Source organism: Kitasatospora purpeofusca, from assembly GCF_042691725.1.
Lineage (GTDB): Bacteria > Actinomycetota > Actinomycetes > Streptomycetales > Streptomycetaceae > Kitasatospora > Kitasatospora purpeofusca_B.
On sequence record NZ_CP170483.1, the window covers coordinates 315,691 to 336,796 of the forward strand.

The window sequence follows — 21,106 nt, forward strand, 5'->3', positions numbered from 1 at the left end:
GCATCCGGCATATTCTTTTCGTCAAGGAGGACGCGATATGTCCCTTCGCCCGGAATCCCCCCGTTCCGCGGACCCGGCCCCGATCGTCGAGGTGGCCGTCGGCTACATGGCCGCCAAGCAGCTCTTCGCCGCCGCGGACGCGAACCTGTTCGCCGCGCTCGCCGACGGCCCGCTGGACGTGCCGCAGATCGCCGAGCGCACCGGCCTGCCCGCGCGCACCAGCCGCATCCTGGCCGACGCGATGGCCGGCCTCGGCCTGCTGGAGCGCACCGACGGGCGGTACGCGAACTCGCCCAGCACCGCCGCGTACCTCACCGGCGCCGACGGCCAGATCGACCTGCGGCCCTTCCTCACCTTCCTCGACGAGATCAGCTACGGCCACTGGCTGGGCTTCGGCGACACCAGCCGCACCGCCGAGCCCCAGCGGCTGGACCTCGGCGGCGACCGGATGACCACCTTCCTCGGCGGCGTGATGACGTACAACGCGCTGCACGCCCGCCAGCTCGCCGAGCACTACGACTTCACCGCGCACGAGCGGGTGCTCGACCTCGGCGGCCTGTCCGGCTCCTTCCTGGCCGAGGCGCTCACCGCCGCCCCCGGCCTCAAGGGCACTTTCTTCTCGGCCGGCGAGCTGGTCGGCCACGCCCGCGACGTGCTGGCCGCGGCCGGGGTGGCCGACCGGGTGGACATCGTCGAGGGCGACGCGGTGGCCGGCGACGTCCCGGGCGGCTTCGACCTGGTGCTGCTGGAGCACGTGGCGCACCGCTTCGACGCGGAGCAGAACCGCGCCATCGCCCGCCGGGCACGCGCGGCGGCGGCCGAGGGCGCCAAGCTGGTCCTGCTGGACTTCTTCCTCGACTCGGACGAGCGGCAGCGTGCCATCGACGCCCTGCACGCCGGCGAGTACCTGGTGATCGACGGCACGACCGTCTACCCGCAGGACGAAGTCCGCGGCTGGCTGCGCGAGGCCGGCTGGGAGCCCGTCGAGACCCGCGCGCTGCCCGGCAGCCCGCGCATCATCATCGCGGAGGCACGATGAACACCGAGGACACGACGAGCGGCGCGGGCCGCGTCGTCCTGGTCACCGGGGCGGCCAGCGGCATCGGCCGGGCGGTCGCCGAGGCCTTCGCGGCCGCCGGGGACCGGGTGGTGGTCGCCGACCTGAACCGCGCGGCCGCCGACGCGGTGGCCGGGGAGATCGGCGCCCGCGCGCTGGCGGTCACCCTGGACGTCACCGACCGCGCGAGCGTGGCCGCGGCGCTGGCCGAGGCCACCGAGCGGTTCGGGCCGGTCGAGGTGCTGGTCAACAACGCGGGCCTGGCCGGCGGCGGCGGTCCGCTGATCGACCTGCCCGCCGAGGTCTTCGACCTGGTGGTCTCGGTGAACCTGCGCGGCACCTTCACGGTCACCCAGGTGGTCGGCCGGCAGATGGTCGACAGCGGCCGGGGCGGGGCGATCGTCAACATCAGCTCGATCGGTGCCCGCCAGCCCACCCCGGGGCTCGGCCACTACGAGGCCACCAAGGCCGCGGTGGACGCGCTCACCCGCACCGCCGCCCTGGAGCTCGCCGGACACGGCATCCGGGTCAACGGCGTCGCCCCCGGGCCGGTGCACACCCCGATGACGGCGCCGCTGATGGACGACGCGGCGGCGCGCGGCGCCTGGGAGGCGCGGATCCCGCTCGGCCGGATCGCCGAGACCGGCGACCTGACGCCGCTGGTGCTGTTCCTCGCCTCGGCGCAGGCCCGCCACATCACCGGCGCGGTGGTCCAGGTGGACGGCGGCCAGCTGCTGGTCTGACCCGGGAACGCCCGAAGGGGCGGGAGTCCTCCGCGGAGGACTCCCGCCCCTTCCCGTGCGCCGTGCGCCGTGCGGGCTGTGCGGGCCGGCTCAGCCGGACGGTTTGGCCTGGTGCAGCGCGTCGGCGGTGGCCGCCTTGTGGGCGCAGGCCACCCGCTCGATCTCGGCCGTGTCGGCGCCCTGCTCGATCAGGTCGAGGATGTGCTCGTGCTCCACCACCGAGCGCCGGGCCCGGCCCGGCACGTAGGTGAAGGTGGAGCGGCGCATGTGGTCCAGCCGGGCCCACTCCTCCTCCAGCAGGGCGCGCAGGTGCGCGTCCGGGCAGTGCTGGTAGATCGAGAAGTGGAAGGTGCGGTTGAGCGCGGTGAACGCGGCCGGGTCGAACTCGTCCAGCGCGGCCACCATCCGGGCGTTGATCTCGCGCGAGGCGGCGATCTGGTCCGGCGTCAGCAGCGGTGCGCAGACGGCCGTCGCGTACCCCTCCAGCCGGGCCAGGATCTGCAGCGAGTGCTCGACCTGGACGGCCTCGAAGACCGCCACCCGGGCGCCGATGTTGCGCACCACCTCGACCAGGCCGTCCGACTGCAGCCGGCGCAGCGCCTCCCGCAGCGGGATGGTGCTGACCCCGGTCTCCTGCGCGAGCTGGTTCATCACCAGGCGGTAGCCCGGTCCGTACGTGCCGTCGAGGATGCGTGAGCGGAGCAACTCGTAGCTCTGCTCGGCCTTCGACCCGCCGCCGGTGCGGTCCTTCGCGGAACCCAATGCCGTTCCCTCGTCCTTCCTCAGCACGGCACTCGCCCCCGTGGCGGACCGCTGGGCGGTCCGCGCGCCCCGGGCGGTCACCGGGCGAGGGCCTTCAGCACGACGCCGCGGAACTCCGCACCGGCCACGGCCCCCTGGTGATCGCCGGGAACGGTCAGCAGTACCGCCCCGTCAAGAGCAGCAACGATACTCTCGATGCCCCGCGTCATCACATCGTCCGCGCCGACGACCACCACCGGGGCCGTCCGCCCGGCCCAACGCCCGGGCGCGAAGGGCGTGTTGCGCAGACCCTCGACACAGCGGGCGAGCGCGGCGGCGCGCTCGCCGCGGGAGCGGACCAGCCCGGCGACCATCCCGGTGAACGGGTCGGCGGGCTCGCCGCCGCCGGCGACCGCGCGGTGCAGCGCCTCGACGTCGACGCCGGCGAACGGCTCGAACGGGCTGAGCCCGCCGAGCACCACCCGGCCCACCCGCGCGGGCGCGGCCACCGGGAACTCCCAGGCCAGCCGGGCGCCGAGGGAGTAGCCGACGAGGTCGAACTCCCCCACCCCGGCGGCGTCCAGGGCCGCCAGCAGCCGGGCGGTCAGGGCGCCGGCGCCCGCCGCGGCGGCGTCCGCCGGGTCCGGCGAGGCGCCGTGCCCGGGCAGGTCCGGCACCAGCACGGTGCGGCCGGTGGCGGCGATCGCGGCGGCGGTGCCCGGCGCGATCCAGTCGCTCTCGCCGTCGGAGGCGAAGCCGTGCAGCAGGACGACGGGCGGCCGGCCTCCGACGCCGCCTGCGTCGCCATCCTCCGGCGTGATGATCCGCACCGCCAGGTCGTCGCTGTGGGTCATGACCACTGCACCTCTCCCCTGCTTTCGCATACGATTTTTGATAGTACTGCACGCCCACCCGCCCCGTCATGATCTCGACAGGGCCGGTCCGCGTCGGCGGATCATGTACGAAGTCACATCCGATCAACCATGGCCAGCGTCGATCACGTCCGCTATCGTGCATGATGCCGTATACGATTCTAGGAGGGCAATGTGGCACACCCCCTCGGACTGGCGCCGGGAAAGATCATCGCGGTGCACCTCAACTACCGCAGCCGCGCGGCCGAGCGCGGGCGGACCCCCGACTCCCCCTCCTACTTCCTGAAGCCCCCCTCCTCGCTCTCCTGGAGCGGGCAGCCCGTCGTCCGCCCGGCCGGGTGCGAACTGCTCGCCTTCGAGGGCGAGATCGCGGTGGTCATCGGCAAGCGGGCGCACCGGGTCGGCCGCGAGCGGGCCCTGGAGCACGTGGCCGGCTACGCGGCCGCCAACGACTTCGGCGTCTACGACCTCAAGCACGCCGACCTCGGCGCCAATCTGCGGGCCAAGGGCCGCGACGGCTACACCCCCGTCGGCCCGGCGCTGCTGACCGGCGTCGACCCCGCCCGGCTGCGGCTGCGCACCTGGGTCAACGGCCTGCTCGTCCAGGACGCCTCCACCGAGGAACTCCTCTTCCCCGTCGACCTGTTGATCGCCGACCTGTCCCGCTCGACCACCCTGGAGCCGGGCGACGTCCTGCTCGTCGGCACCCCGGCCGGCTCCACCGTCGTCCACCCCGGCGACGTCGTCGAGGTCGAGCTGGAGGGGAGCGGCCGGCTGCGCAACCAGGTGGTCGCCGAGGAGCCCAGCGTCACCGAGTACGGCGCGCTGCCCCGGGTGACCGAGGACGCCCGGCAGGCCGCCTACGGCTCCGTGCGGCCGCCCCGGCCCGCCGCCGAGCGGGCCGAGGGCGCCCCCGCCGGGCTGGACGAGGAGACCGCCGCCCTGCTGCACGCCGTCTCCACCGCCACCCTCTCCGCCCAGCTGCGCAAGCGCGGCATCGACCACCACTTCATCGAGGGCGTCCGCCCGGCCCGCCCCGACCTGCGGATGGTCGGCACCGCCCGCACCCTGCGCTACCTGCCGCTGCGCGAGGACGTGTTCGCCGAGATCGGCGGCGGCATGAACGCCCAGAAGCGCACCGTCGAGGACCTGCTGCCCGGCGAGGTGCTGGTGATCTCGGCGCGCGGCGAGCACGGCGCCGGCACCCTCGGCGACATCCTGGCGCTGCGCGCGCTGCGCCGCGGCGCGGCCGGCGTGGTCACCGACGGCGGGCTGCGCGACAGCCCCGCCTTCGCCGGACTCGACCTGCCCTCCTACTACGCCGTCCCGCACGCCGCCGTGCTCGGCCGCCGGCACGTCCCGATGGACTCCCAGGTGCCGGTCGACTGCGGCGGGGTGCTGGTGATGCCCGGCGACGTGCTGGTCGGCGACGCCGAGGGCGTCGTGGTGATCCCGCCCGCGCTGGCCGCCGAGGTCGCCCGGGACGCCGCCGCCCAGGAGGACGAGGAGCGCTTCGTCCTGCGGCAGGTGGACGGCGGCGCCGGCGTCGACGGCCTCTACCCGATGAACGAGCACTGGCGCGCGCTGTACGAGCGCGAGCGCCGGGGCGACTGACCCGTTCCCCTTCCCCTCCCGACTCCTCCCGACTTCCCCCGCTCCCCCACTCCCCCCACGGAGACCCGATGAAGTTCCGAAGCGACCCGTCCGTGATCCGCGGCTCCCTCGCCCCCGTGGTCACCCCCTTCACCGCCGACGGCGCCGTCGACCACGACTCGCTGCGCGCCCTCGTCCGCTGGCAGCTGGACTCCGGCTCGCACGGCATCTCGCTGGGCGGCTCCACCGGCGAGCCGAGCGCGCAGAGCGTCGCCGAGCGGATCGCCGCGATGCGCACCGCCGCCGACGAGATCGCCGACCGGGTGCCGTTCCTGCCCGGCACCGGCTCCGCCAAGCTCGACGAGACCCTCGAACTCACCGCCGCCGCGGCCGAACTCGGCGCCGACGCCGCCCTGGTGATCACCCCCTACTACGCCCGGCCCACCCAGGAGGCGCTGTACCGGTGGTACGCCACGGTGGCCCGGGAGTTCCCGGACCTGCCGCTGGTCGTCTACAACGTGCCCTCGCGCACCGCCGTGGACATCGAGCCGGAGACGGTGCGCCGGCTGTTCACCGACTTCGACAACGTCGTCGGCGTCAAGGAGACCACCAAGGACTTCGAGCACTTCTCCCGGGTGATCCACGCCTGCGGCCCCGAACTGCTCGTCTGGTCCGGCATCGAGCTGCTCTGCCTGCCGCTGATGGCCCTCGGCGGGGCGGGCTTCATCAGCGCCGTCGCCAACCTGGCACCCGCCGCCGTGGCCCGGATGTACGAGCTGTGGGAGCAGGGCGACCACGCCGGCGCCCGCGAGCTGCACTACCGGCTCCACCCGCTGGTCGACCTGCTGTTCGTGGAGACCAACCCGGCCCCGGCGAAGTGGGTGCTGGCCCGGCAGGGCCGGATCGCCTCCGAGCACGTCCGCCCGCCGCTCACCGCGCCGACCGAGGTCGGCCTGGAGCGGATCCGCGCGCTGCTCGCGGCCGGCGGCGACCTCACCCAGCAGCTGTGACCCCGGGCCCGACCGCCCCGGCCACCCCGGACGCCCCGACAATCCCGACCACCCCGAGCGCAGGAGACGAGATGACCACCACCACCGAGGCGGCCCCGCAGGCCGCCACCGACCCGGCCGGCGTCCCGGCCCGCCCCGCCGGGCTGCCCGGCGAGATCCTGCACTGGATCGGCGGCGAAGCCGTGCCGTCCGCCGACGGCCGGGTGCTCGATGTCGCCGACCCGGTCTCCAACACCGCCTACGCCACCCTCGCGGCGGGCGGCGCGGCGGACGTCGACCGGGCCGTGGCCGCCGCCAGGGCCGCGTTCCCGGCCTGGTCGGCGCTCGGCAACCGCGAGCGCGCGACCCTGCTCAACCGGATCGCCGACGCCGTCGAGGCCCGCGAGGAGGAGCTGGCCGCGTTCGAATCCTTCGACACCGGCCTGCCGATCACCCAGGCGCGCGGCCAGGCCCGGCGCGCCGCCGAGAACTTCCGCTACTTCGCCGACGTCGTCGTCGCCCTCGGCGAGGAGGCGTTCCGGGTCGGCGCCCAGCAGCTCAACTACGTGGTGCGCACCCCCGTCGGCGTGGCCGGGCTGATCACCCCGTGGAACACCCCGTTCATGCTGGAGAGCTGGAAGCTGGCGCCGGCCATCGCCTCCGGCTGCACCCTGGTGCTCAAGCCGGCCGAGTGGACACCGCTGTCGGCCAGCCTGTGGCCGAGCATCCTCGCCGACGCGGGCCTGCCGGCCGGCGTGGTCAACATCGTGCACGGCCTCGGCCCGGAGGCCGGCCAGGCGCTGGTGGACCACCCGGAGGTGCCGATCCTCTCCTTCACCGGCTCCACCGCCACCGGGCGGCACATCGTGCGCTGCTCGGCGGACCGGCTGAAGACCGTCTCCATGGAGCTGGGCGGCAAGTCCCCGGTCGTGGTCTTCGCGGACGCCGACGTCGAGGCGGCCCTGGACTCGGTGGTGTTCGGCGTCTTCTCGCTCAACGGCGAGCGCTGCACGGCCGGCTCCCGGGTGCTGGTGGAGCGGCCGCTGTACGAGGAGTTCACCCGCCGGCTGGCCGAGCGGGCCGAGCGGGTGCGGGTCGGGCTGCCGGGCGACCCGGCCACCGAGGTCGGCGCGCTGGTGCACCCGGTGCACTACCGGAGGGTGCTGGACTACGTCGAGGCCGGGAAGTCCGAGGCCCGCCTGGTGGCCGGCGGCGGGCGCCCGGCGCACCTGCCGGAGGGCAACTACCTCCAGCCGACCGTCTTCGCGGACGTGCCGCGCGAGGCCCGGATCTTCCAGGAGGAGATCTTCGGCCCCGTGGTGGCGGTCGCGCCGTTCGACGACGAGCAGGAGGCCATTGACCTGGCCAATGCCACCGCATACGGTCTGGCCGCATACGTGTGGACGTCCGACCTCAAGCGGGGTCACCGGGTCGCCCACGCGGTGGAGTCCGGCATGGTCTGGATCAACTCGCACAACGTCCGCGACCTGCGCACGCCGTTCGGCGGGGTGAAGGCCAGCGGCCTCGGCCGCGAGGGCGGTGCGCACAGCATCGACTTCTACACCGAGTCCAAGATCGTCCACGTGATGCTCGGGGACGTCCACACGCCGCGCTTCGGCGCCGACGAGCAGCACTGAACCCGCAGAAGGGAGTCACGCAGATGGAGGTCACGCAGCTGCCCGCCCCGCCGGACGTCGTCCGCTCCGCCTACGCGCAGCTCGTCGTCACGGACGTGCCCCGGGCCCGCTGGTTCTGGGTCGACATGCTGGGCTTCCACGTCCAGTACGAGGACGACCGCGCGCTGTACCTGCGCGGCACCGACGAGCTGACCCACCACAGCCTGGTGCTGCGGGCCGGCGACGCGCCCGCGCTCGACCACCTCGCCTACCGGGTGCGCACGCCCGAGGACGTGGACCGCGCCGAGGAGTACTTCACCGCGCTCGGCTGCCCGGTGCGCCGGGTGCCGGCCGGCGCCGGCACCCGCGGCATCGGCGAGGCGGTGCGCGTGGTGGACCCACTGGGCTTCCCGGTCGAGTTCTTCCACGCGATCGACCGGGCCGAGCGGCTCATCCAGCGCTACGACCTGCGCCGCGGCGCGGAGGTCGCCCGGATGGACCACTTCAACATCGTGGTGCCGGACATCCCGGCCGCCTACGAGCACTACCGCGCGCTCGGCTTCGGCTGCTCGGAGACCATCGAGGGCGACGAGCACGAGCTGTACGCGGCCTGGATGTTCCGCAAGCAGACGGTGCACGACGTGGCGTTCACCAGCGGCGCCGGGCCGCGGATGCACCACGTCGGGGTGTTCGCCCCCGAGGCGCACCAGGTGCTGCGCACGGCCGACATCTTCGGCTCGCTGCGGGCCGAGCACCACATCGAGCGCGGTCCGGGCCGGCACGGCGTGTCCAACGCCTTCTACCTGTACCTGCGCGACCCCGACGGGCACCGGGTGGAGATCTACACCTCCGACTACTACACCGGGGACCCGGACCACGAGACCTACCGCTGGAACGTGCACGACGACCGGCGGCGGGACTTCTGGGGCAACGCGGTGATCGAGTCCTGGTACAAGGAGGCCACTCCGGTCCTGGACCTCGACGGCAGGCCGCAGCCGGTGGTCTCGGCGGCGCTGGACGAGTCGGCCGTGCAGGTGGGCGCGGACGGGCTGGGCATCATCCCGGCGCCCGCCGCCGAACGCTGACGGCCACCCCCTCGTGCCACCCCTCGCGCCGCCCCGGGCCCGCCGGCCCGGGGCGGCGCTGTCGTTCCCGGCCCCGGGCGACGGCGAGGCCCCGCCGCCCGGGGCCGGGGCGGCGGGGCCGATGGGGCCGGTGCTCAGAGGTGGTAGCCGTACTCGCGGAACTCCCAGTCGGTGACGTGGCGGGAGAAGCGCTCCAGTTCGGCCCGCTTGAAGGCGAGGAAGGCCGAGGTGAAGCCCTTGCCGAGCGCCTCGCAGAGCGCCGTGTCGGCCTCCAGGGCGTCCAGCGCGGCGCCGAGCGAGCCGGGAAGCACGGGGGCCTTGGTCGCGTCGTAGCCGTAGCCCTCCAGCGGCGCGGGCGGCTCCACGGCCTCCTCGACGCCGAGCGCGAGGGCGGCGACCAGCCCGGCGACGGCGAGGTAGGGGTTGGCACCGGCGTCGCCGAGGCGCACCTCCAGGCGGGTCGAGCCGGCGCGCTCCGGGGGGATGCGCACCATCGCGCTGCGGTTGTCCAGGCCCCAGTCGATCAGCCAGGGCGCCAGGGTGTCCGGCCCGAACCGCTTGTAGGAGTTCACCGTGGGGTTGAGCAGCGCGGCGAGCGCCTGGGCGTGCCGCAGGACGCCACCGACGGCGTGCCGGGCGGTGGCGGAAAGCCCGTCGGGCGCGCCGGGGTCGGCGAGGACGTTGTGCCCGTCCCCGTCGAGGCAGGAGACGTGCAGGTGGAAGCCGGAGCCGCCCTCGCTGTTGAAGGGCTTGGCCATGAAGGTGGCCAGCCGGCCCTCGGCGCGGGCGAGTTCCTTGACCGCGGCCTTGAAGCGGAAGGCCCGGTCGGCGGCGTCGACGGCCTCGGAGTGGGTGAGGTTGATCTCGAACTGGCCGCCGGAGAACTCGTGGTTGCCCATGGTGGCGCCGATGCCGAGCCCGGCGAGCAGGCGCAGGGTGCGCAGCAGGTGGCCGTCCGGGTCGCCGCGCCGGCCGGCCACGTAGACGTTGCCCGGTGCGGCCGCGTACGGGCGCCAGCCGCTCGGGGCGGCCGGGTCGGGCTCGCAGAGGAAGTACTCCAGCTCCGGTCCGACGACGGCGGTCAGGCCGAGTCCGGCGAGGCGCTCGGTGACGCCGTGCAGGACCTCGCGGGGGGACTCCGGGCACGGGCGGCCGGTGCTCGGGTCGGTGGTGCGGCCGAGGCACCAGGCGACGCCGGGCTCCCAGGGCAGCGGGGCCAGGGTGGCGAGGTCGGGGTGGACGGTGATGTCGGGCAGGCCGGCGTCGAGGCCGCCCTCGACCGGGACGACCTCGCCGAGCGGTCCGGTGTGGTAGATCGCGCGGCAGAAGGTGAGGCCGTGGCGGACGGCGGCGGGCAGGGCGTCGACCAGGACGTCGCGGCCGCGGTCGGTGCCCATGAGGTCCGGGTAGGTGACCCGGACGACATCGATGCCGCGGGCCTTGAGGGCGGCGGCGGCCGCCTCGGGGTCGGACGCGGCGGCGGGGGCCGGGTCGGGGGCGGCGCTGGGGGTGGCGACCGGGTCGGTCACTGCGGGCCTCCTCGTGAGGCGGGCGTGGGGGGAGGGAGTGAACCTCGGTCCGGGCGGGCGCGTGGTCAGCTCCGACTCGAACTCTCGTTTGGGATCAAACAGTAGGCCCGACCGGCACCGTCGGACAAGCCCCCCGGGCGGATCCGCGCGATCGGACCCGAAAGGGTGACAGCCGCGCCGCGGGCGCATATCGTATGGCCCCAAACGAGAGACCGCGGCGCCGCCGCGCCGCCGCTCTCCCCGGCCCCCGCGATCCAGGAGGTGCCGTGGCCACCGTGCACGGCTTCTTTCACCCCAGGACGGCCACCGGCCGCTCCTCGCTCGTCCCGTCCCCGCCCTGGCACTACTCGGGCGACCTGCTGACGGTCGAGTACCGCACCGACCCCGCCCGGGTCGCCGAACTGCTGCCCGCCCCGCTGGAGCCCGCCGAGGAGGACCCCGGCGCCGTCGCGCTGATCTGGGCCGACTGGCAGTCCTGCGCCGCCGACGGCGCCGAACTGCTCGACCCGGTCCGCTCCCAGTACAAGGAGTGCTTCGCCGTGGTGCGCTGCTCCTACCGGGGCCGCACCTACTCGCGCTGCGTCTACATCTGGGTGGACAAGGACTTCGCCATCGCGCGCGGCCTGCACCAGGGCTACCCGAAGAAGCTCGGCTCGATCCACCAGACCCGCCCGCACCCCTACGGCCCGGCGCCCCGGCTCGCCCCCGGCGCCCGGTTCGGCGCCACCCTCGCGGCGGCCGACCGGCGGCTCGCCCAGGCGGTGGTGACGCTGGAGGAGGAGTCCGCGACGAACGGCTTCGTCAACGGCCACCCGATGGCCCACCACCGCCGACTGCCCGCCATCGACCGGCCGGGCACGCTCGCCCTGGACGAGCTGGTCGAGAGCGGGGCCGCCGCGTTCGAAGCGGGGCCGGCCTGGCGCGGCACCGCCGAGCTGGAGCTGTTCGAGGCGCCGACCGAGGAGCTGGCCGCGCTGCGGATCGAGGAGCCGATCGGCGCCTACTACCGGCAGGTCGGGGTGGTCTGGAACGGCGGCCGGTTGCTGGAGTCCGCCACCGGCGGCTGAGCCCCCGTGCGGGCCCGCACCCGGGCCCGCACCCGGCCGCCGACAGTCGTACGGGTGCAAATGGAGTACCGGGCGCGCTAGATTCGGCCCCACGACACGACCGCGGCCCGCCCGCGGGGAGGGGACCACCGGTGACCAACCGCACCATCGAGGAGACCGAGCACGCCGTCCGGGCCAAGCTGGGCGGGGTACCGCTGCTGCGCGCGCAGATGGCCGCCGTCGGCAACATCCACCGCGCGGCGGCCGCCGTCCGCCAGCACCTGGAGAACTCCGTCCTGCGCGGCGCCCAGCTGACCTGGACCTCCTTCGTGGTCCTGTGGGTGGTCTGGATCTGGGGCGAGACGGAGACCCGCTACGTCGCCGAGGAGGCGGGCATCTCCAAGGGCACGCTCACCGGGGTCGCCCGCACCCTGGAGTCGCGCGGCCTGGTCGAGCGGGTCGGCCACCCGTCGGACGGGCGGATGGTGCTGCTGCGGCTCACCCCGGCCGGCGAGGAGCTGATGGCCGAGCTGTTCCCGCGCTTCAACCAGGAGGAGGCCTTCGTGTCCGGCGCGCTCTCCGACGAGGAGTGCGAGCAGCTGGCCGGCCTGCTGCGCCGGGTCGTCGGCACCCTGGAGCAGGACGGCGAGGCCCGCCGCGCCGAGCTGACCGCCGACGCTCCCCCGCCGCCGCGCCCCGGCGGGCGCCGCCGGCGCGAGGCCTGACGCACCGTTCACCGGAAGGGTCCGGTCCTCCGAGGAGGAGGACCGGACCCTTCCGCCGTGCGCTCAGCCCCGGCGGCCCTCGGCGGCCGCCGCCTCGACCAGGGCGTCGAACACCGCCTGCTGGGCCGGGTCGGTGGCCGCCGTGTCCTCCGGGTGCCACTGCACACCGAGGAACCACCCGGCCGGCTCGGCGAGTTCGACCGCCTCCACGGTGCCGTCGGCGGCCCGCGCCGTCACCAGCAGCCCCCGTCCGAGCCGGGCCACCCGCTGGTGGTGGTAGCAGGAGACCTCCCGCTCCCCCGGGCCGACCAGCCGGGCCAGCAGGCTCCCGGCCCGCGGCGCCAGCGGGTGCACCACGTGCCGGTGGTCGCGGCCGGGGCCGCCCATGTCCTGCTCCAGGGTGCCGCCGAGCACCGTGTTGACGACCTGAAGGCCGCGGCAGACGGCGAGCGTCGGCAGTCCGGTGGGCAGGGCGTACCCGGCGAGTGCCAGGTCGAAGGCGTCCTGCCCGGTGTGCAGGTCGTAGACGTCGGGGTGCCGGGCGTCCGCGCCGTAGTGCGCCGGATCGAGGTCCCCGCCGCCGGGCAGCAGCAGGCCGGAGCAGCGCGCGAGCCGCTCGGCGACCTCCTCGGCCCCGGCGGCCCCGGGCGCGCGGGGCCCGGCGGGCAGCATCACGAACGGCTCGCCGCCGGCCCGGTAGACGGCCTCGGCGAGCGCCTCGGCGGCCACCACGGCGGCGTACCGCAGCGCCGAGGCGGAGGCCGAGTGCCGGGCGGGCAGCGCGATCAGCGGCCGGGGCGCGCTCACAGCCGGATCCAGGTGGTCTTGAGGTCGGTGTACTTGTCCAGCGCGTGCGCGGACTTGTCGCGCCCGTGCCCGGACTGCCGCACGCCGCCGAAGGGCACTTCGAGACCGCCCTCCTCGTAGCAGTTGACCCAGACGGTACCCGCCCGCAGCGCCCTGGACATCCGGTGCGCGGTGGAGAGGTCGGCCGTCCACAGGCCCGCGGCCAGCCCGTAGACGCTGTCGTTGGCGATCCGGACGGCCTCCTCGGGGGTGTCGAAGACCTGCACGGCGAGCACCGGGCCGAACACCTCCTCGCGGGCGAGCCGCATCGTCGGGCCGACCCGGTCGAAGACGGTCGGCCGCAGGTAGGAGCCGCCGCTGTCGGGCAGCGCCGCCTCGCCGCCGGCCCGCAGCCGGGCGCCGTCCCGGTGGGCGGCCGCGATGTGCCCGAGGACGCGCTCGCGGTGGGCGGCGGTGACCAGCGGGCCCATCTCGGTGGCCGGGTCGAGCGGGTCGCCGACCCGCAGCGTGCGGGCGCGCTCGACGACGGCGTCCACCACCCGGTCGGCGACCGCGCGGTGGACCAGCAGCCGGGACGGCGCGGTGCACATCTCGCCCTGGTTGAAGAAGATCCCCCAGGCCGCGGTGGCCGCCGCCCGCTCCAGGTCGGGGGCGTCGGGCAGCACGATGTTCGGGGACTTGCCGCCCAGTTCGAGCCAGACCCGCTTGAGGTTGGAGTCGGCGGCGTAGCGCAGGAAGTGCCGCCCGACCTCGGTGGAGCCGGTGAAGGCGAGCGCGTCGACGTCCGGGTGGCGGCCGAGCGCGCGGCCGGCCGCGGGGCCCTGGCCGGCCAGGACGTTGAGGACGCCGTCGGGCAGTCCGGCCTCGACGGCCAGCGCGCCCAGGCGCAGCGCCGACAGCGGCGACTGCTCGGCGGGCTTGAGGACGACGGTGCAGCCGGCGGCGAGGGCGGGCGCGGCCTTCCAGGCGGCCATGGTGAGCGGGAAGTTCCAGGGCACGACGGCCGCCACGACGCCGACCGGTTCCCGGGTGACCAGCGCGAGCGCGTCGCCCGGGGTCTGCGGGGCCTCGTCGGCGAGCTTGCCGGCGAGTTCGCCGTACCAGCGGAAGGTGGCGGCGACGGCGCGCAGTTCGATGTCGCGCGCCTCGGTGACCGGCTTGCCCATCTCCAGGCTGATCAGCAGGGCGAGTTCGTCGCGGTGCCGCTCGACCAGCTCGGCGAGCCGCTGGAGCACGCGGCCGCGCTCGGCCGGGGCGAGCCGGGGCCAGGGGCCGCGGTCGAAGGCCCGGCGGGCGGCGGCGACGGCGGCGTCCGCCTCCGCCTCCCCGCCGGCGGCGACCTCGGCCAGGAGGCGGCCGTCGCGCGGGGAGACCACCGCGAAGGTGGCGCCGCCGCCCGGTTCCGGGGCGCCGTCGACGAGGTGGGCGGTCGGGAGGGCGAGCGCACGGGCGCGCCGCTGCCAGCCCTCGTGGGTGTCGTCATCGTCGTGGGGTGCGCCCGTCACGGTGCCTCCGGTCGAACTCGCGGCGGTTCGAGGGCCGCCGGGGTGTCATTTGGAGGCAAACGATAGCCAAGGGCGCGACCGCTTCCAAGGGTTGACCCCGACGGATCCCGGGGCCTACGTTGTTTGGAGCCAAACGAGAACCAGGAGGGCGCATGTCCGTCCACCCTGCGGCCGCCGCCGAGGCGCCGCCCCACCTCGCGACGGTGGCCGGGGTCCCCGTGGACACCCGGCACTGGATCGGCGGACGCCGCGTCGCCTCCGCCGACACCTTCGCCGACCACTCCCCGATCGACGGCGCCGAGCTGGCCCGGATCGCCCGGGGCACCGCCGCCGAGGCCGACGCGGCCGTCGCCGCCGCCACCGCCGCCTTCCCCGGCTGGGCCGCCACCTCCCCCGCCGAACGCGCCCGGCTGCTGCACGCGATCGCGGACGGCGTCGAGGCCCGGCTGGAGGAGCTGGCCGCCGTCGAGACCGCCGACAACGGCGCCCTGCTCCGCTCCCACCGGCGCGGCGTCATGCCCCGGGTCGCCCACAACTTCCGGTTCTTCGCCGACCGGCTGCTCGCCCTCGGCCACCCCGCGCTGGACACCCGCGGCCACACCAACCGGGTCAGCTGGGACCCGGCGGGCCCGAGCGTCCTGATCACCCCCTGGAACGCCCCGCTGATGCTGGCCACCTGGAAGGTCGCCCCCGCCCTCGCGGCCGGCAACACCGTGGTGCTCAAGCCCGCCGAGTGGTCGCCGCTCACCGCCTCGCTGCTCGCCGACATCGCGGCCGCGGCCGGCCTGCCCGACGGCGTCCTGGGCGTCGTCCAGGGCCTGGGCGCCGAGGTCGGCGCGCCGCTCACCGCCCACCCCGGCGTGCGGCGGATCAGCTTCACCGGCTCCGTCCCCACCGCCCGGCGGATCGCCGAGGCCGCCGGGCGCAACCTCACCCCGGTCAGCCTGGAGCTGGGCGGCAAGTCCCCGCTGCTGGTCTTCGCCGACGCCGACCTCGACCTCGCCGCGGACCTCGCCGTCGAGCAGTACGACAACGCCGGGCAGGTCTGCCTGGCCGCCACCCGGCTGCTCGTGGAGTCCTCGGTGGCCGAGGAGTTCACCGCCCGGCTCGCCGCCCGCGCCGCCGCGCTGCGCCAGGGCGACCCGCGCGCGGAGACCACCGACGTCGGCCCCATCATCCACCCGCGCCAACTGGAGCGGATCGACGGCTTCGTGCGGCGCGCCCTGGCCGCCGGCGCCCGCGCGGTGTTCGGCGGCGGACCCAACGAGGAACTGGGCGGCCTCCACTACCGGCCGACCCTGCTGACCGACGTCCGCCAGGACTCCGAGATCGTCCAGGAGGAGGTGTTCGGCCCGGTGCTCACCCTGCAGACCTTCGACACCGAGGAGGAGGCGGTCGCCCTCGCCAACGGCACCCGCTTCGGCCTCGCCGCCACCGTCGCCACCGGCGACCGGGCGCGCGCCGACCGGGTCGCCGACCGGCTGGTGGCCGGCACCGTCTGGGTCAACTGCTTCTTCGTCCGCGACCTGCGCGCCCCGTTCGGCGGCTCGCGCGAGTCCGGGATCGGCCGCGAGGGCGGCGACTGGAGCTTCGACTTCTACGGCGACCTGCGCAACACCGTCACCGCCCCGAGGGGATGGGTCGACCATGGGTGAGATCGTCGGCGCCGGGCTGCTCGCCCACGTGCCCACCATCGTGCTGCCCGAGGCCACCCGGCGCGAGCTCAACGAGGGCCGGGAGGTCACCCTGGTCACCGGCCTGCGCGAGCTGCGCCGGGACGTCTTCGAGACCCTCGACTACGACACCGTCGTCGTCCTCGACTCGCACTGGGCCACCACCGTCGAGTTCGTGATCGCCGCCCAGCAGCGCCGGGCCGGCCTGTTCACCTCGGAGGAGCTGCCGCGCGGCATGCGCCGGATGGTCTACGACTACCCCGGCGACCGGGAACTCGCCCACGCGGTGGCCCGGTTCGCCGACCGCCACGGCACCTGGATCACCCCGATCGACGACCCCTGCCTGCCCGTCCACTACGCCACCGTCAACCTCTGGAAGTACCTCGGCGAGGGCCTGCCCGACAAGCGCTGGATGAGCATCGGCGTCTGCCAGACCGGCGACGCCGAGGACCACCTGCGGCTCGGCCGGGCGCTCGCCGACGGCATCGCCGCCGTCGACCGCAAGGTCCTGGTGATCGCCTCGGGCGCGCTGTCGCACACCTTCTGGCCGCTGCGCCAACTGCGCGACCACGAGTCCAGCGACCCCGCGCACATCTTCACCCCCGAGGCGCGGGCCGCCGACGAGGAGCGGATCGCCTGGTTCCGCGACGGCCGGCACGACCGGGTGCTCGACACCATGGACGCGTTCCAGCGGTTCAAGCCCGAGGCCCGCTTCGCCCACTACCTGATGCTGGCCGGCGCCCTCGGCGAGCAGCGCTGCACCGCGCCCGCGCGGCAGTACGGGGAGTACGAGAACTCGGTCGGCACCGGGCAGGCGCTGCTCTGGTTCGACCGCCCGGCGGCGGGCTGGAGCGCGCCGCGCCCCGGCGCCGTCCGGCACGACCCGCACCACCACGTCGACCCGCACCAAGCCTTCCCCGGCGAGGAGAACGCCCATGCCTGAGTACCGCCGCATCCTGCTGGACGGCGCCGTCGTCGAGGTCCGCCGCGAGGGCGCCGAACTGGTGGCCGGCGACGGCCGCCGGGTCGCCGCCGGCACCGCCCACCACCTGCCGCCGGTCGTCCCGGGCAAGATCGTCGCCGTCCACCTCAACCACCGCAGCCGGGTCGAGGAGTTCGGGATCCGGCTGACCCCGGCCCCGACGTACTTCCACAAGCCGCTCTCCGCCCTCAACGCGCACGGCGGCGCCGTCGTCCGCCCCGAGGGCTGCCACTACCTCAACTACGAGGGCGAGGTGGCGATCGTGATCGGCCGCACCTGCCGCAACATCGCCCCCGCGGACGCCGGGGCGTACATCGCCGGCTACACCGTCGCCAACGACTTCGGCCTGCACGACTTCCGGGACACCGACGCCGGCTCGATGCTCCGGGTCAAGGGCTCCGACACCCTGGGCCCGCTGGGACCGGGGCTGGTCACCGACTGGGACTTCCGCGGCAAGTACCTGCGCACCTACGTCAACGGGGAACTCGTCCAGGACGGCTCCACCGACGAGATGGAGTGGGACATGCACTACCTCGTCGCCGACATCGCCCGCACCATCACCCTCCACCCCGGCGACGTCCTGCTCTCCGGCACCCCCGCCAACTCCCGCCCGGTGCGGCCCGGCGACGTCGTCGAGGTCGAGGCGGAGGGCCTCGGCCGTCTGCGCAACCACGTGGTCACCGGCCCGACGCCGATCCGCACGGACGTCGGCGCCCAGGTGACGGCCTCCGAGGAGGTGCTGTCCACGGCCCTCGGCGGCGACTGGGAGTTCCGCGGCATCCGGCCCCCGGTCCGCACCACCTTCTGACCGCGGAACGGCGCGGGGCGGGGCGGCGGCCCACCGGTTCACGGAGTCCGGACGAGGTCGCGCGGGAGGGCGGCGGCCCGCACCGCATCGTGCGGGCCGGACCGCCGCCCCGGCCGTCGGTCAGCGACGCATGAGCACGAAGACGCCCCAGCCGACGTACTCGCGTTCGTAGCGCGCGTAGCGCGCCGGAGCCGTGGTGAGCTCCGCGCGCAGGCCGGCGGCGAGTTCGTCGTCGGGGTGGGTGGCGAGCCAGCGGCGGACGTTCAGCCACTGTGCGGCCCGGTAGCGGTCCCAGCTGTCCTGGTCGGCGAGGACCATCTCCACGACGTCGTAGCCGAGTGAACCGAACTGCTCGACGAGCCCGGGCAGGACGAGGAGGTCGTCGACGCTGTCGACGTGGCAGCCGGTCACAACGTCCTGGTCCACCGGCCGACGCCGCCAGAACGGCTCGCCGATGAGCATGATCCCGTCCTGCTTGAGGCTCTCCTGGAGGAGCCGGACCGTGCCCGGAACGCCACCACCGATCCAGCTGGCGCCGACGCAGGCGGCGACGTCGACGGGCTCATCGGCCACGTGGCCGGCGGCATCCCCGTGGACGAAGCCCACCCGATCGGCGACGCCGAGTTCGGCGGCGCGGGCCCGTGCACGGTCGATGAACGCGGTACTGATGTCCACTCCGGTGCCGGTGACCCGGTGGTCCCGGGCCCAGGTGCACAACAGCTCCCCCGACCCGCAGGCCAGGTCGAGCACGCTCGCGTCGGGCGGCAGCCGGAGCGCGTGCCCGAGCGTGGCCAGCTTCTCGCTGGTGAACGGGTTGTGATTGCGGTGGCTGCTCTCGCGGATGACGAAACTACGTGGAAGATCCACTTCGGAGTGTCCTTCGGTCGGATGAGGTCAGGGCAGCTGTTCGCGGCTTCCGCCAGTCGGCCGCGCCGATCCGAACGCTCATCCGCTCCACCCCCGCAGTCGTGTTCCCTCACCGATGATCGCCAAGGTAGGCCGACCGCCTGCGGCTGTCCACCGGTTTTCGAGGAGACGCCGCGCCGGCGGCAGCGGAGCGGACGCGGCTTGCATATAGGGCGCGCATGCAATTATTGTTCCAGCAGAGATTGCGGCTGCAATCACTTGCGGGTCCGCCTCCTCTCCGCCTGCCGACCAGACCAGGAGTCCGACATGAGCACCAGCCTCTTCAGCCCCTACACCCTGCGGTCGCTCACCATCCCCAACCGGATCTGGATGCCGCCGATGTGCCAGTACAGCGCCGCGCCGGACGGCGAGCTGGCGGGCGTTCCGCACGACTGGCACTTCACCCACCAGGCCGCACGCGCCGCCGGCGGCACCGGGCTGATCATCACCGAGGCCACCGCCGTCAGCCCCGAGGGCCGGATCTCGCCCTACGACCTCGGCCTGTGGAACGACACCCAGACCGACGCCTTCCGGCGGATCACCGCCTTCCTCAAGGCGCAGGGCACCGTGCCCGCGATCCAGCTCGGTCACGCCGGGCGCAAGGCGTCCACCGAGCGGACCTGGGTCGACCGCGGCCGCGCGATCCACCCGGACGAGGCGCACGGCTGGACGCCGCTCGCCCCCAGCGCCGTCCCGTTCGACGACGCCCGGGTCACGCCGCAGGAGCTGACCGTCGAGCAGATCGAGCAGATCGTCGGCCAGTTCGCCGACGCCGCCCGGCGCGCGCTCGACGCCGGGTTCCAGGTCGTCGAGGTCCACGGCGCGCACGGCTACCTCGTCCACGAGTTCCTCTCCCCGCACAGCAACCGCCGCACCGACGCGTACGGCGGCTCGTTCGAGGGCAGGACCCGCTTCGCCCTGGAGGTCGTGGACGCCGTCCGCGCGGTGTGGCCCGAGGACCTGCCGGTGTTCTTCCGCATCTCCGCGACCGACTGGCTCACCGAGAACCCCGAGGACGGACGCCAGGGCTGGACCTCGGCGGAGACCGTCCGCCTCGCCAAGGAACTGCTCGCCCACGGCGTCGACCTGCTCGACGTCTCCACCGGCGGCCTGGTGCCCGACGCCCGGATCGAGGCCGCCCCCGGCTTCCAGGTGCCGTTCGCCGAGGCGGTCCGCAAGGAGACCGACCTGCCGGTGGCGGCCGTCGGTCTGATCACCGACCCGGCCCAGGCCCAGCAGATCCTCACCGACGGCCGGGCCGACGCCGTCCTGCTCGGCCGCGAGCTGCTGCGCAACCCGTTCTGGGCCCGCCACGCCGCCGCCGTCCTCGGCGGCGAGGTCGCGACCCCGTCGCCGTACCACCGGGCGTAGCGAACGGCCCGCCGGCCCCGGGCCCGCCGGCCGTCGCCCGCCGCCGGGAGGGGGCGCCGGCCGGCGGGCCCGGTGGGGGAAGTGTCGGTCGCGGGCGGTACGTTGCGTCTGCCCACGCGACGTGACATGAAGGAGTGCTCATGACGACGCCCGAGACGGCTCCGGCGGCCGGCTCCAGCGAATGGGACACCGCGCTGGCCGGTGCCTTCGGGATCCTGCTCGGCGGTGAGCCGCCGGCCGTCGACCCCGCCGCCCGGTACGGGGTGTTCTACGCCTCGGACTCCCTCGACGAGTTCCTGTTCCCCAATCCCTGGACCACCCCTGACGCACTGTCCGGCCGGGCGCCGAGGCACCTCCCGGACCCGGACGGCGAGCACCCCTTCTCCCCCTGGGCGTGGCGGTTCGACCTGGGCGGGTCGCTGTTCCGCTTCGACGCCGACCTCCTGGCGGGAACGGGAGCGTGGGGCGACGACGGGCACAAGGGCCCTCGGCCGTTCGACGACGCCTTCGTCGCCGATCTGCGGACCGTCTCCACCGTCGACGAGTACGGTGAACTGCTGGTGCGGGGCGCGGAGTTGGGGGCGCTCCTGGGCCGCCACGGCGTCGACCTGACCGGCGAGCACGCGAAGAAGCTGAACACCTGGCTGACCGTGCTGCTGCGCGTCGCCACCGACGGCACGCTCACCGATGCGATGCGGGCCGCCACCTTCACCGGACGCGGCCCCGAGCACCTGGTGTCCGTCCAGGACATGAGCCGCGCCCGCTCCGCCGCCGAGCCCTGGGAGGAGAGGCTGGGCGCGGTCACGCCTCCCGCGCTGCGCGACCACCTCCGCCTGCTCTGCCTCGCCGAGGCCGACGCGCGCAGCGAGGGCGGCTTCTACTCGGGCACCGGCAACTGGCCGTGGGACGACGTCCTGGAGGCGGTCGGCTGCTCCCTCGTCGCGGGCTGGCGGTTCGGCGAGTCCCAGGCCGGTGCCGCCGTCGTGCGGCTGCCGCAGGCCCCGGGGGCGCACTGAGCATCCCCCCGCCCGCGCCGGACTCGACCTCGCTCCAGAACA

Annotated in this window: 19 protein-coding genes; 13 read left to right on the forward strand and 6 right to left on the reverse strand. The window is 74.8% G+C overall.

Going from position 1 to position 21,106, the window contains the following annotated elements:
• The first annotated feature begins 37 nt into the window (after positions 1-37).
• Both ACFCLZ_RS01430 and ACFCLZ_RS01435 read left to right on the forward strand, forming a co-directional pair.
• The gene (locus ACFCLZ_RS01430) at positions 38-1,039 is read left to right on the forward strand and encodes a methyltransferase (RefSeq protein ID WP_380282717.1); all 1,002 of its coding nucleotides are present in this window, start codon (positions 38-40) and stop codon (positions 1,037-1,039) included.
• Complete coding sequence (locus ACFCLZ_RS01435; RefSeq protein WP_380282718.1) at positions 1,036-1,800, forward strand: SDR family NAD(P)-dependent oxidoreductase; 765 nt, start codon at positions 1,036-1,038, stop codon at positions 1,798-1,800. The genes ACFCLZ_RS01430 and ACFCLZ_RS01435 overlap by 4 nt, the downstream gene beginning before the upstream one ends.
• Before the next feature lie 90 nt (positions 1,801-1,890).
• On the opposite strand, the gene ACFCLZ_RS01440 is transcribed toward ACFCLZ_RS01435, so the two are convergent.
• The gene (locus ACFCLZ_RS01440; RefSeq protein ID WP_380282719.1) at positions 1,891-2,562 is read right to left on the reverse strand and encodes a GntR family transcriptional regulator; all 672 of its coding nucleotides are present in this window, start codon (positions 2,560-2,562) and stop codon (positions 1,891-1,893) included.
• A gap of 77 nt (positions 2,563-2,639) precedes the next feature.
• On the reverse strand, positions 2,640-3,395 hold the full coding sequence (locus tag ACFCLZ_RS01445; RefSeq protein WP_380282720.1) for an alpha/beta fold hydrolase: 756 nt from the start codon (positions 3,393-3,395) through the stop codon (positions 2,640-2,642).
• A gap of 192 nt (positions 3,396-3,587) precedes the next feature.
• On the opposite strand from ACFCLZ_RS01445, the gene ACFCLZ_RS01450 reads away from it, so the two are divergent.
• The 4 genes from ACFCLZ_RS01450 (at position 3,588) to hpaD (ending at position 8,696) form a co-directional block, all read left to right on the forward strand.
• Positions 3,588-5,027, forward strand: a complete 1,440-nt coding sequence (locus ACFCLZ_RS01450; protein WP_380282721.1) for a fumarylacetoacetate hydrolase family protein — start codon at positions 3,588-3,590, stop codon at positions 5,025-5,027.
• A gap of 68 nt (positions 5,028-5,095) precedes the next feature.
• On the forward strand, positions 5,096-6,016 hold the full coding sequence (dapA, locus tag ACFCLZ_RS01455) for a 4-hydroxy-tetrahydrodipicolinate synthase (protein WP_380282722.1): 921 nt from the start codon (positions 5,096-5,098) through the stop codon (positions 6,014-6,016).
• Between the two features lie 71 nt (positions 6,017-6,087).
• Positions 6,088-7,632 carry a 5-carboxymethyl-2-hydroxymuconate semialdehyde dehydrogenase gene (gene hpaE / locus ACFCLZ_RS01460; protein ID WP_380282723.1) on the forward strand — a complete coding sequence of 515 codons (1,545 nt, stop codon included), beginning with the start codon at positions 6,088-6,090 and terminating at the stop codon, positions 7,630-7,632.
• A gap of 23 nt (positions 7,633-7,655) precedes the next feature.
• The gene (gene hpaD, locus ACFCLZ_RS01465) at positions 7,656-8,696 is read left to right on the forward strand and encodes a 3,4-dihydroxyphenylacetate 2,3-dioxygenase (protein WP_380282724.1); all 1,041 of its coding nucleotides are present in this window, start codon (positions 7,656-7,658) and stop codon (positions 8,694-8,696) included.
• A 134-nt stretch (positions 8,697-8,830) separates the two neighbouring features.
• Here the strand turns inward: hpaD and ACFCLZ_RS01470 are convergent, their stop codons facing one another.
• Positions 8,831-10,093, reverse strand: a complete 1,263-nt coding sequence (locus ACFCLZ_RS01470) for a glutamine synthetase family protein (protein ID WP_380286410.1) — start codon at positions 10,091-10,093, stop codon at positions 8,831-8,833.
• Positions 10,094-10,491: 398 nt separating this feature from the next.
• Between ACFCLZ_RS01470 and ACFCLZ_RS01475 the strand changes: the two genes are divergently transcribed.
• The gene (locus tag ACFCLZ_RS01475; RefSeq protein ID WP_380282725.1) at positions 10,492-11,292 is read left to right on the forward strand and encodes an acetoacetate decarboxylase family protein; all 801 of its coding nucleotides are present in this window, start codon (positions 10,492-10,494) and stop codon (positions 11,290-11,292) included.
• Positions 11,293-11,423: 131 nt separating this feature from the next.
• On the forward strand, positions 11,424-11,996 hold the full coding sequence (locus tag ACFCLZ_RS01480; RefSeq protein ID WP_380282726.1) for a MarR family winged helix-turn-helix transcriptional regulator: 573 nt from the start codon (positions 11,424-11,426) through the stop codon (positions 11,994-11,996).
• A 63-nt stretch (positions 11,997-12,059) separates the two neighbouring features.
• Here ACFCLZ_RS01480 and ACFCLZ_RS01485 read toward each other — a convergent pair whose 3' ends face one another.
• The gene (locus ACFCLZ_RS01485; RefSeq protein ID WP_380282727.1) at positions 12,060-12,803 is read right to left on the reverse strand and encodes a gamma-glutamyl-gamma-aminobutyrate hydrolase family protein; all 744 of its coding nucleotides are present in this window, start codon (positions 12,801-12,803) and stop codon (positions 12,060-12,062) included.
• Positions 12,800-14,308 carry an aldehyde dehydrogenase family protein gene (locus tag ACFCLZ_RS01490; protein ID WP_380282728.1) on the reverse strand — a complete coding sequence of 503 codons (1,509 nt, stop codon included), beginning with the start codon at positions 14,306-14,308 and terminating at the stop codon, positions 12,800-12,802. Before ACFCLZ_RS01490 ends, ACFCLZ_RS01485 begins: the two co-directional genes overlap by 4 nt.
• 152 nt (positions 14,309-14,460) lie before the next feature.
• Here ACFCLZ_RS01490 and ACFCLZ_RS01495 point away from each other — a divergent pair, with 152 nt between their 5' ends.
• Genes ACFCLZ_RS01495 through ACFCLZ_RS01505 form a run of 3 tightly spaced genes read left to right on the forward strand, consistent with a single transcriptional unit; the run spans position 14,461 to position 17,771 of the window.
• Complete coding sequence (locus ACFCLZ_RS01495; RefSeq protein WP_380282729.1) at positions 14,461-15,963, forward strand: aldehyde dehydrogenase family protein; 1,503 nt, start codon at positions 14,461-14,463, stop codon at positions 15,961-15,963.
• A complete protein-coding gene (locus ACFCLZ_RS01500; protein ID WP_380282730.1) occupies positions 15,956-16,924 on the forward strand; it encodes a 3,4-dihydroxyphenylacetate 2,3-dioxygenase in 969 nt (322 codons plus the stop codon). Before ACFCLZ_RS01495 ends, ACFCLZ_RS01500 begins: the two co-directional genes overlap by 8 nt.
• Positions 16,917-17,771, forward strand: a complete 855-nt coding sequence (locus ACFCLZ_RS01505) for a fumarylacetoacetate hydrolase family protein (RefSeq protein ID WP_380282731.1) — start codon at positions 16,917-16,919, stop codon at positions 17,769-17,771. Before ACFCLZ_RS01500 ends, ACFCLZ_RS01505 begins: the two co-directional genes overlap by 8 nt.
• Before the next feature lie 120 nt (positions 17,772-17,891).
• Here ACFCLZ_RS01505 and ACFCLZ_RS01510 read toward each other — a convergent pair whose 3' ends face one another.
• The gene (locus ACFCLZ_RS01510; protein ID WP_380282732.1) at positions 17,892-18,638 is read right to left on the reverse strand and encodes an SAM-dependent methyltransferase; all 747 of its coding nucleotides are present in this window, start codon (positions 18,636-18,638) and stop codon (positions 17,892-17,894) included.
• A gap of 306 nt (positions 18,639-18,944) precedes the next feature.
• On the opposite strand from ACFCLZ_RS01510, the gene ACFCLZ_RS01515 reads away from it, so the two are divergent.
• Together ACFCLZ_RS01515 and ACFCLZ_RS01520 are read left to right on the forward strand one after the other, a co-directional pair.
• Complete coding sequence (locus ACFCLZ_RS01515) at positions 18,945-20,048, forward strand: NADH:flavin oxidoreductase/NADH oxidase (protein ID WP_380282733.1); 1,104 nt, start codon at positions 18,945-18,947, stop codon at positions 20,046-20,048.
• A gap of 140 nt (positions 20,049-20,188) precedes the next feature.
• On the forward strand, positions 20,189-21,064 hold the full coding sequence (locus ACFCLZ_RS01520) for a hypothetical protein (protein WP_380282734.1): 876 nt from the start codon (positions 20,189-20,191) through the stop codon (positions 21,062-21,064).
• Positions 21,065-21,106: the final 42 nt, after the last annotated feature.

Bases quoted from the DNA above. Each gene is read 5' to 3' on its own strand.
- ACFCLZ_RS01435 (WP_380282718.1), top strand. From the start codon at position 1,036: ATGAACACCGAGGACACGACGAGCGGCGCGGGCCGCGTCGTCCTGGTC.
- ACFCLZ_RS01430 (WP_380282717.1), top strand. From the start codon at position 38: ATGTCCCTTCGCCCGGAATCCCCCCGTTCCGCGGACCCGGCCCCGATC.
- hpaE (WP_380282723.1), top strand. From the start codon at position 6,088: ATGACCACCACCACCGAGGCGGCCCCGCAGGCCGCCACCGACCCGGCC.
- ACFCLZ_RS01500 (WP_380282730.1), top strand. From the start codon at position 15,956: ATGGGTGAGATCGTCGGCGCCGGGCTGCTCGCCCACGTGCCCACCATC.
- ACFCLZ_RS01495 (WP_380282729.1), top strand. From the start codon at position 14,461: ATGTCCGTCCACCCTGCGGCCGCCGCCGAGGCGCCGCCCCACCTCGCG.
- ACFCLZ_RS01445 (WP_380282720.1), bottom strand. From the start codon at position 3,395: ATGACCCACAGCGACGACCTGGCGGTGCGGATCATCACGCCGGAGGAT.
- ACFCLZ_RS01520 (WP_380282734.1), top strand. From the start codon at position 20,189: ATGACGACGCCCGAGACGGCTCCGGCGGCCGGCTCCAGCGAATGGGAC.
- ACFCLZ_RS01505 (WP_380282731.1), top strand. From the start codon at position 16,917: ATGCCTGAGTACCGCCGCATCCTGCTGGACGGCGCCGTCGTCGAGGTC.
- dapA (WP_380282722.1), top strand. From the start codon at position 5,096: ATGAAGTTCCGAAGCGACCCGTCCGTGATCCGCGGCTCCCTCGCCCCC.
- ACFCLZ_RS01470 (WP_380286410.1), bottom strand. From the start codon at position 10,093: ATGGGCACCGACCGCGGCCGCGACGTCCTGGTCGACGCCCTGCCCGCC.
- ACFCLZ_RS01515 (WP_380282733.1), top strand. From the start codon at position 18,945: ATGAGCACCAGCCTCTTCAGCCCCTACACCCTGCGGTCGCTCACCATC.
- hpaD (WP_380282724.1), top strand. From the start codon at position 7,656: ATGGAGGTCACGCAGCTGCCCGCCCCGCCGGACGTCGTCCGCTCCGCC.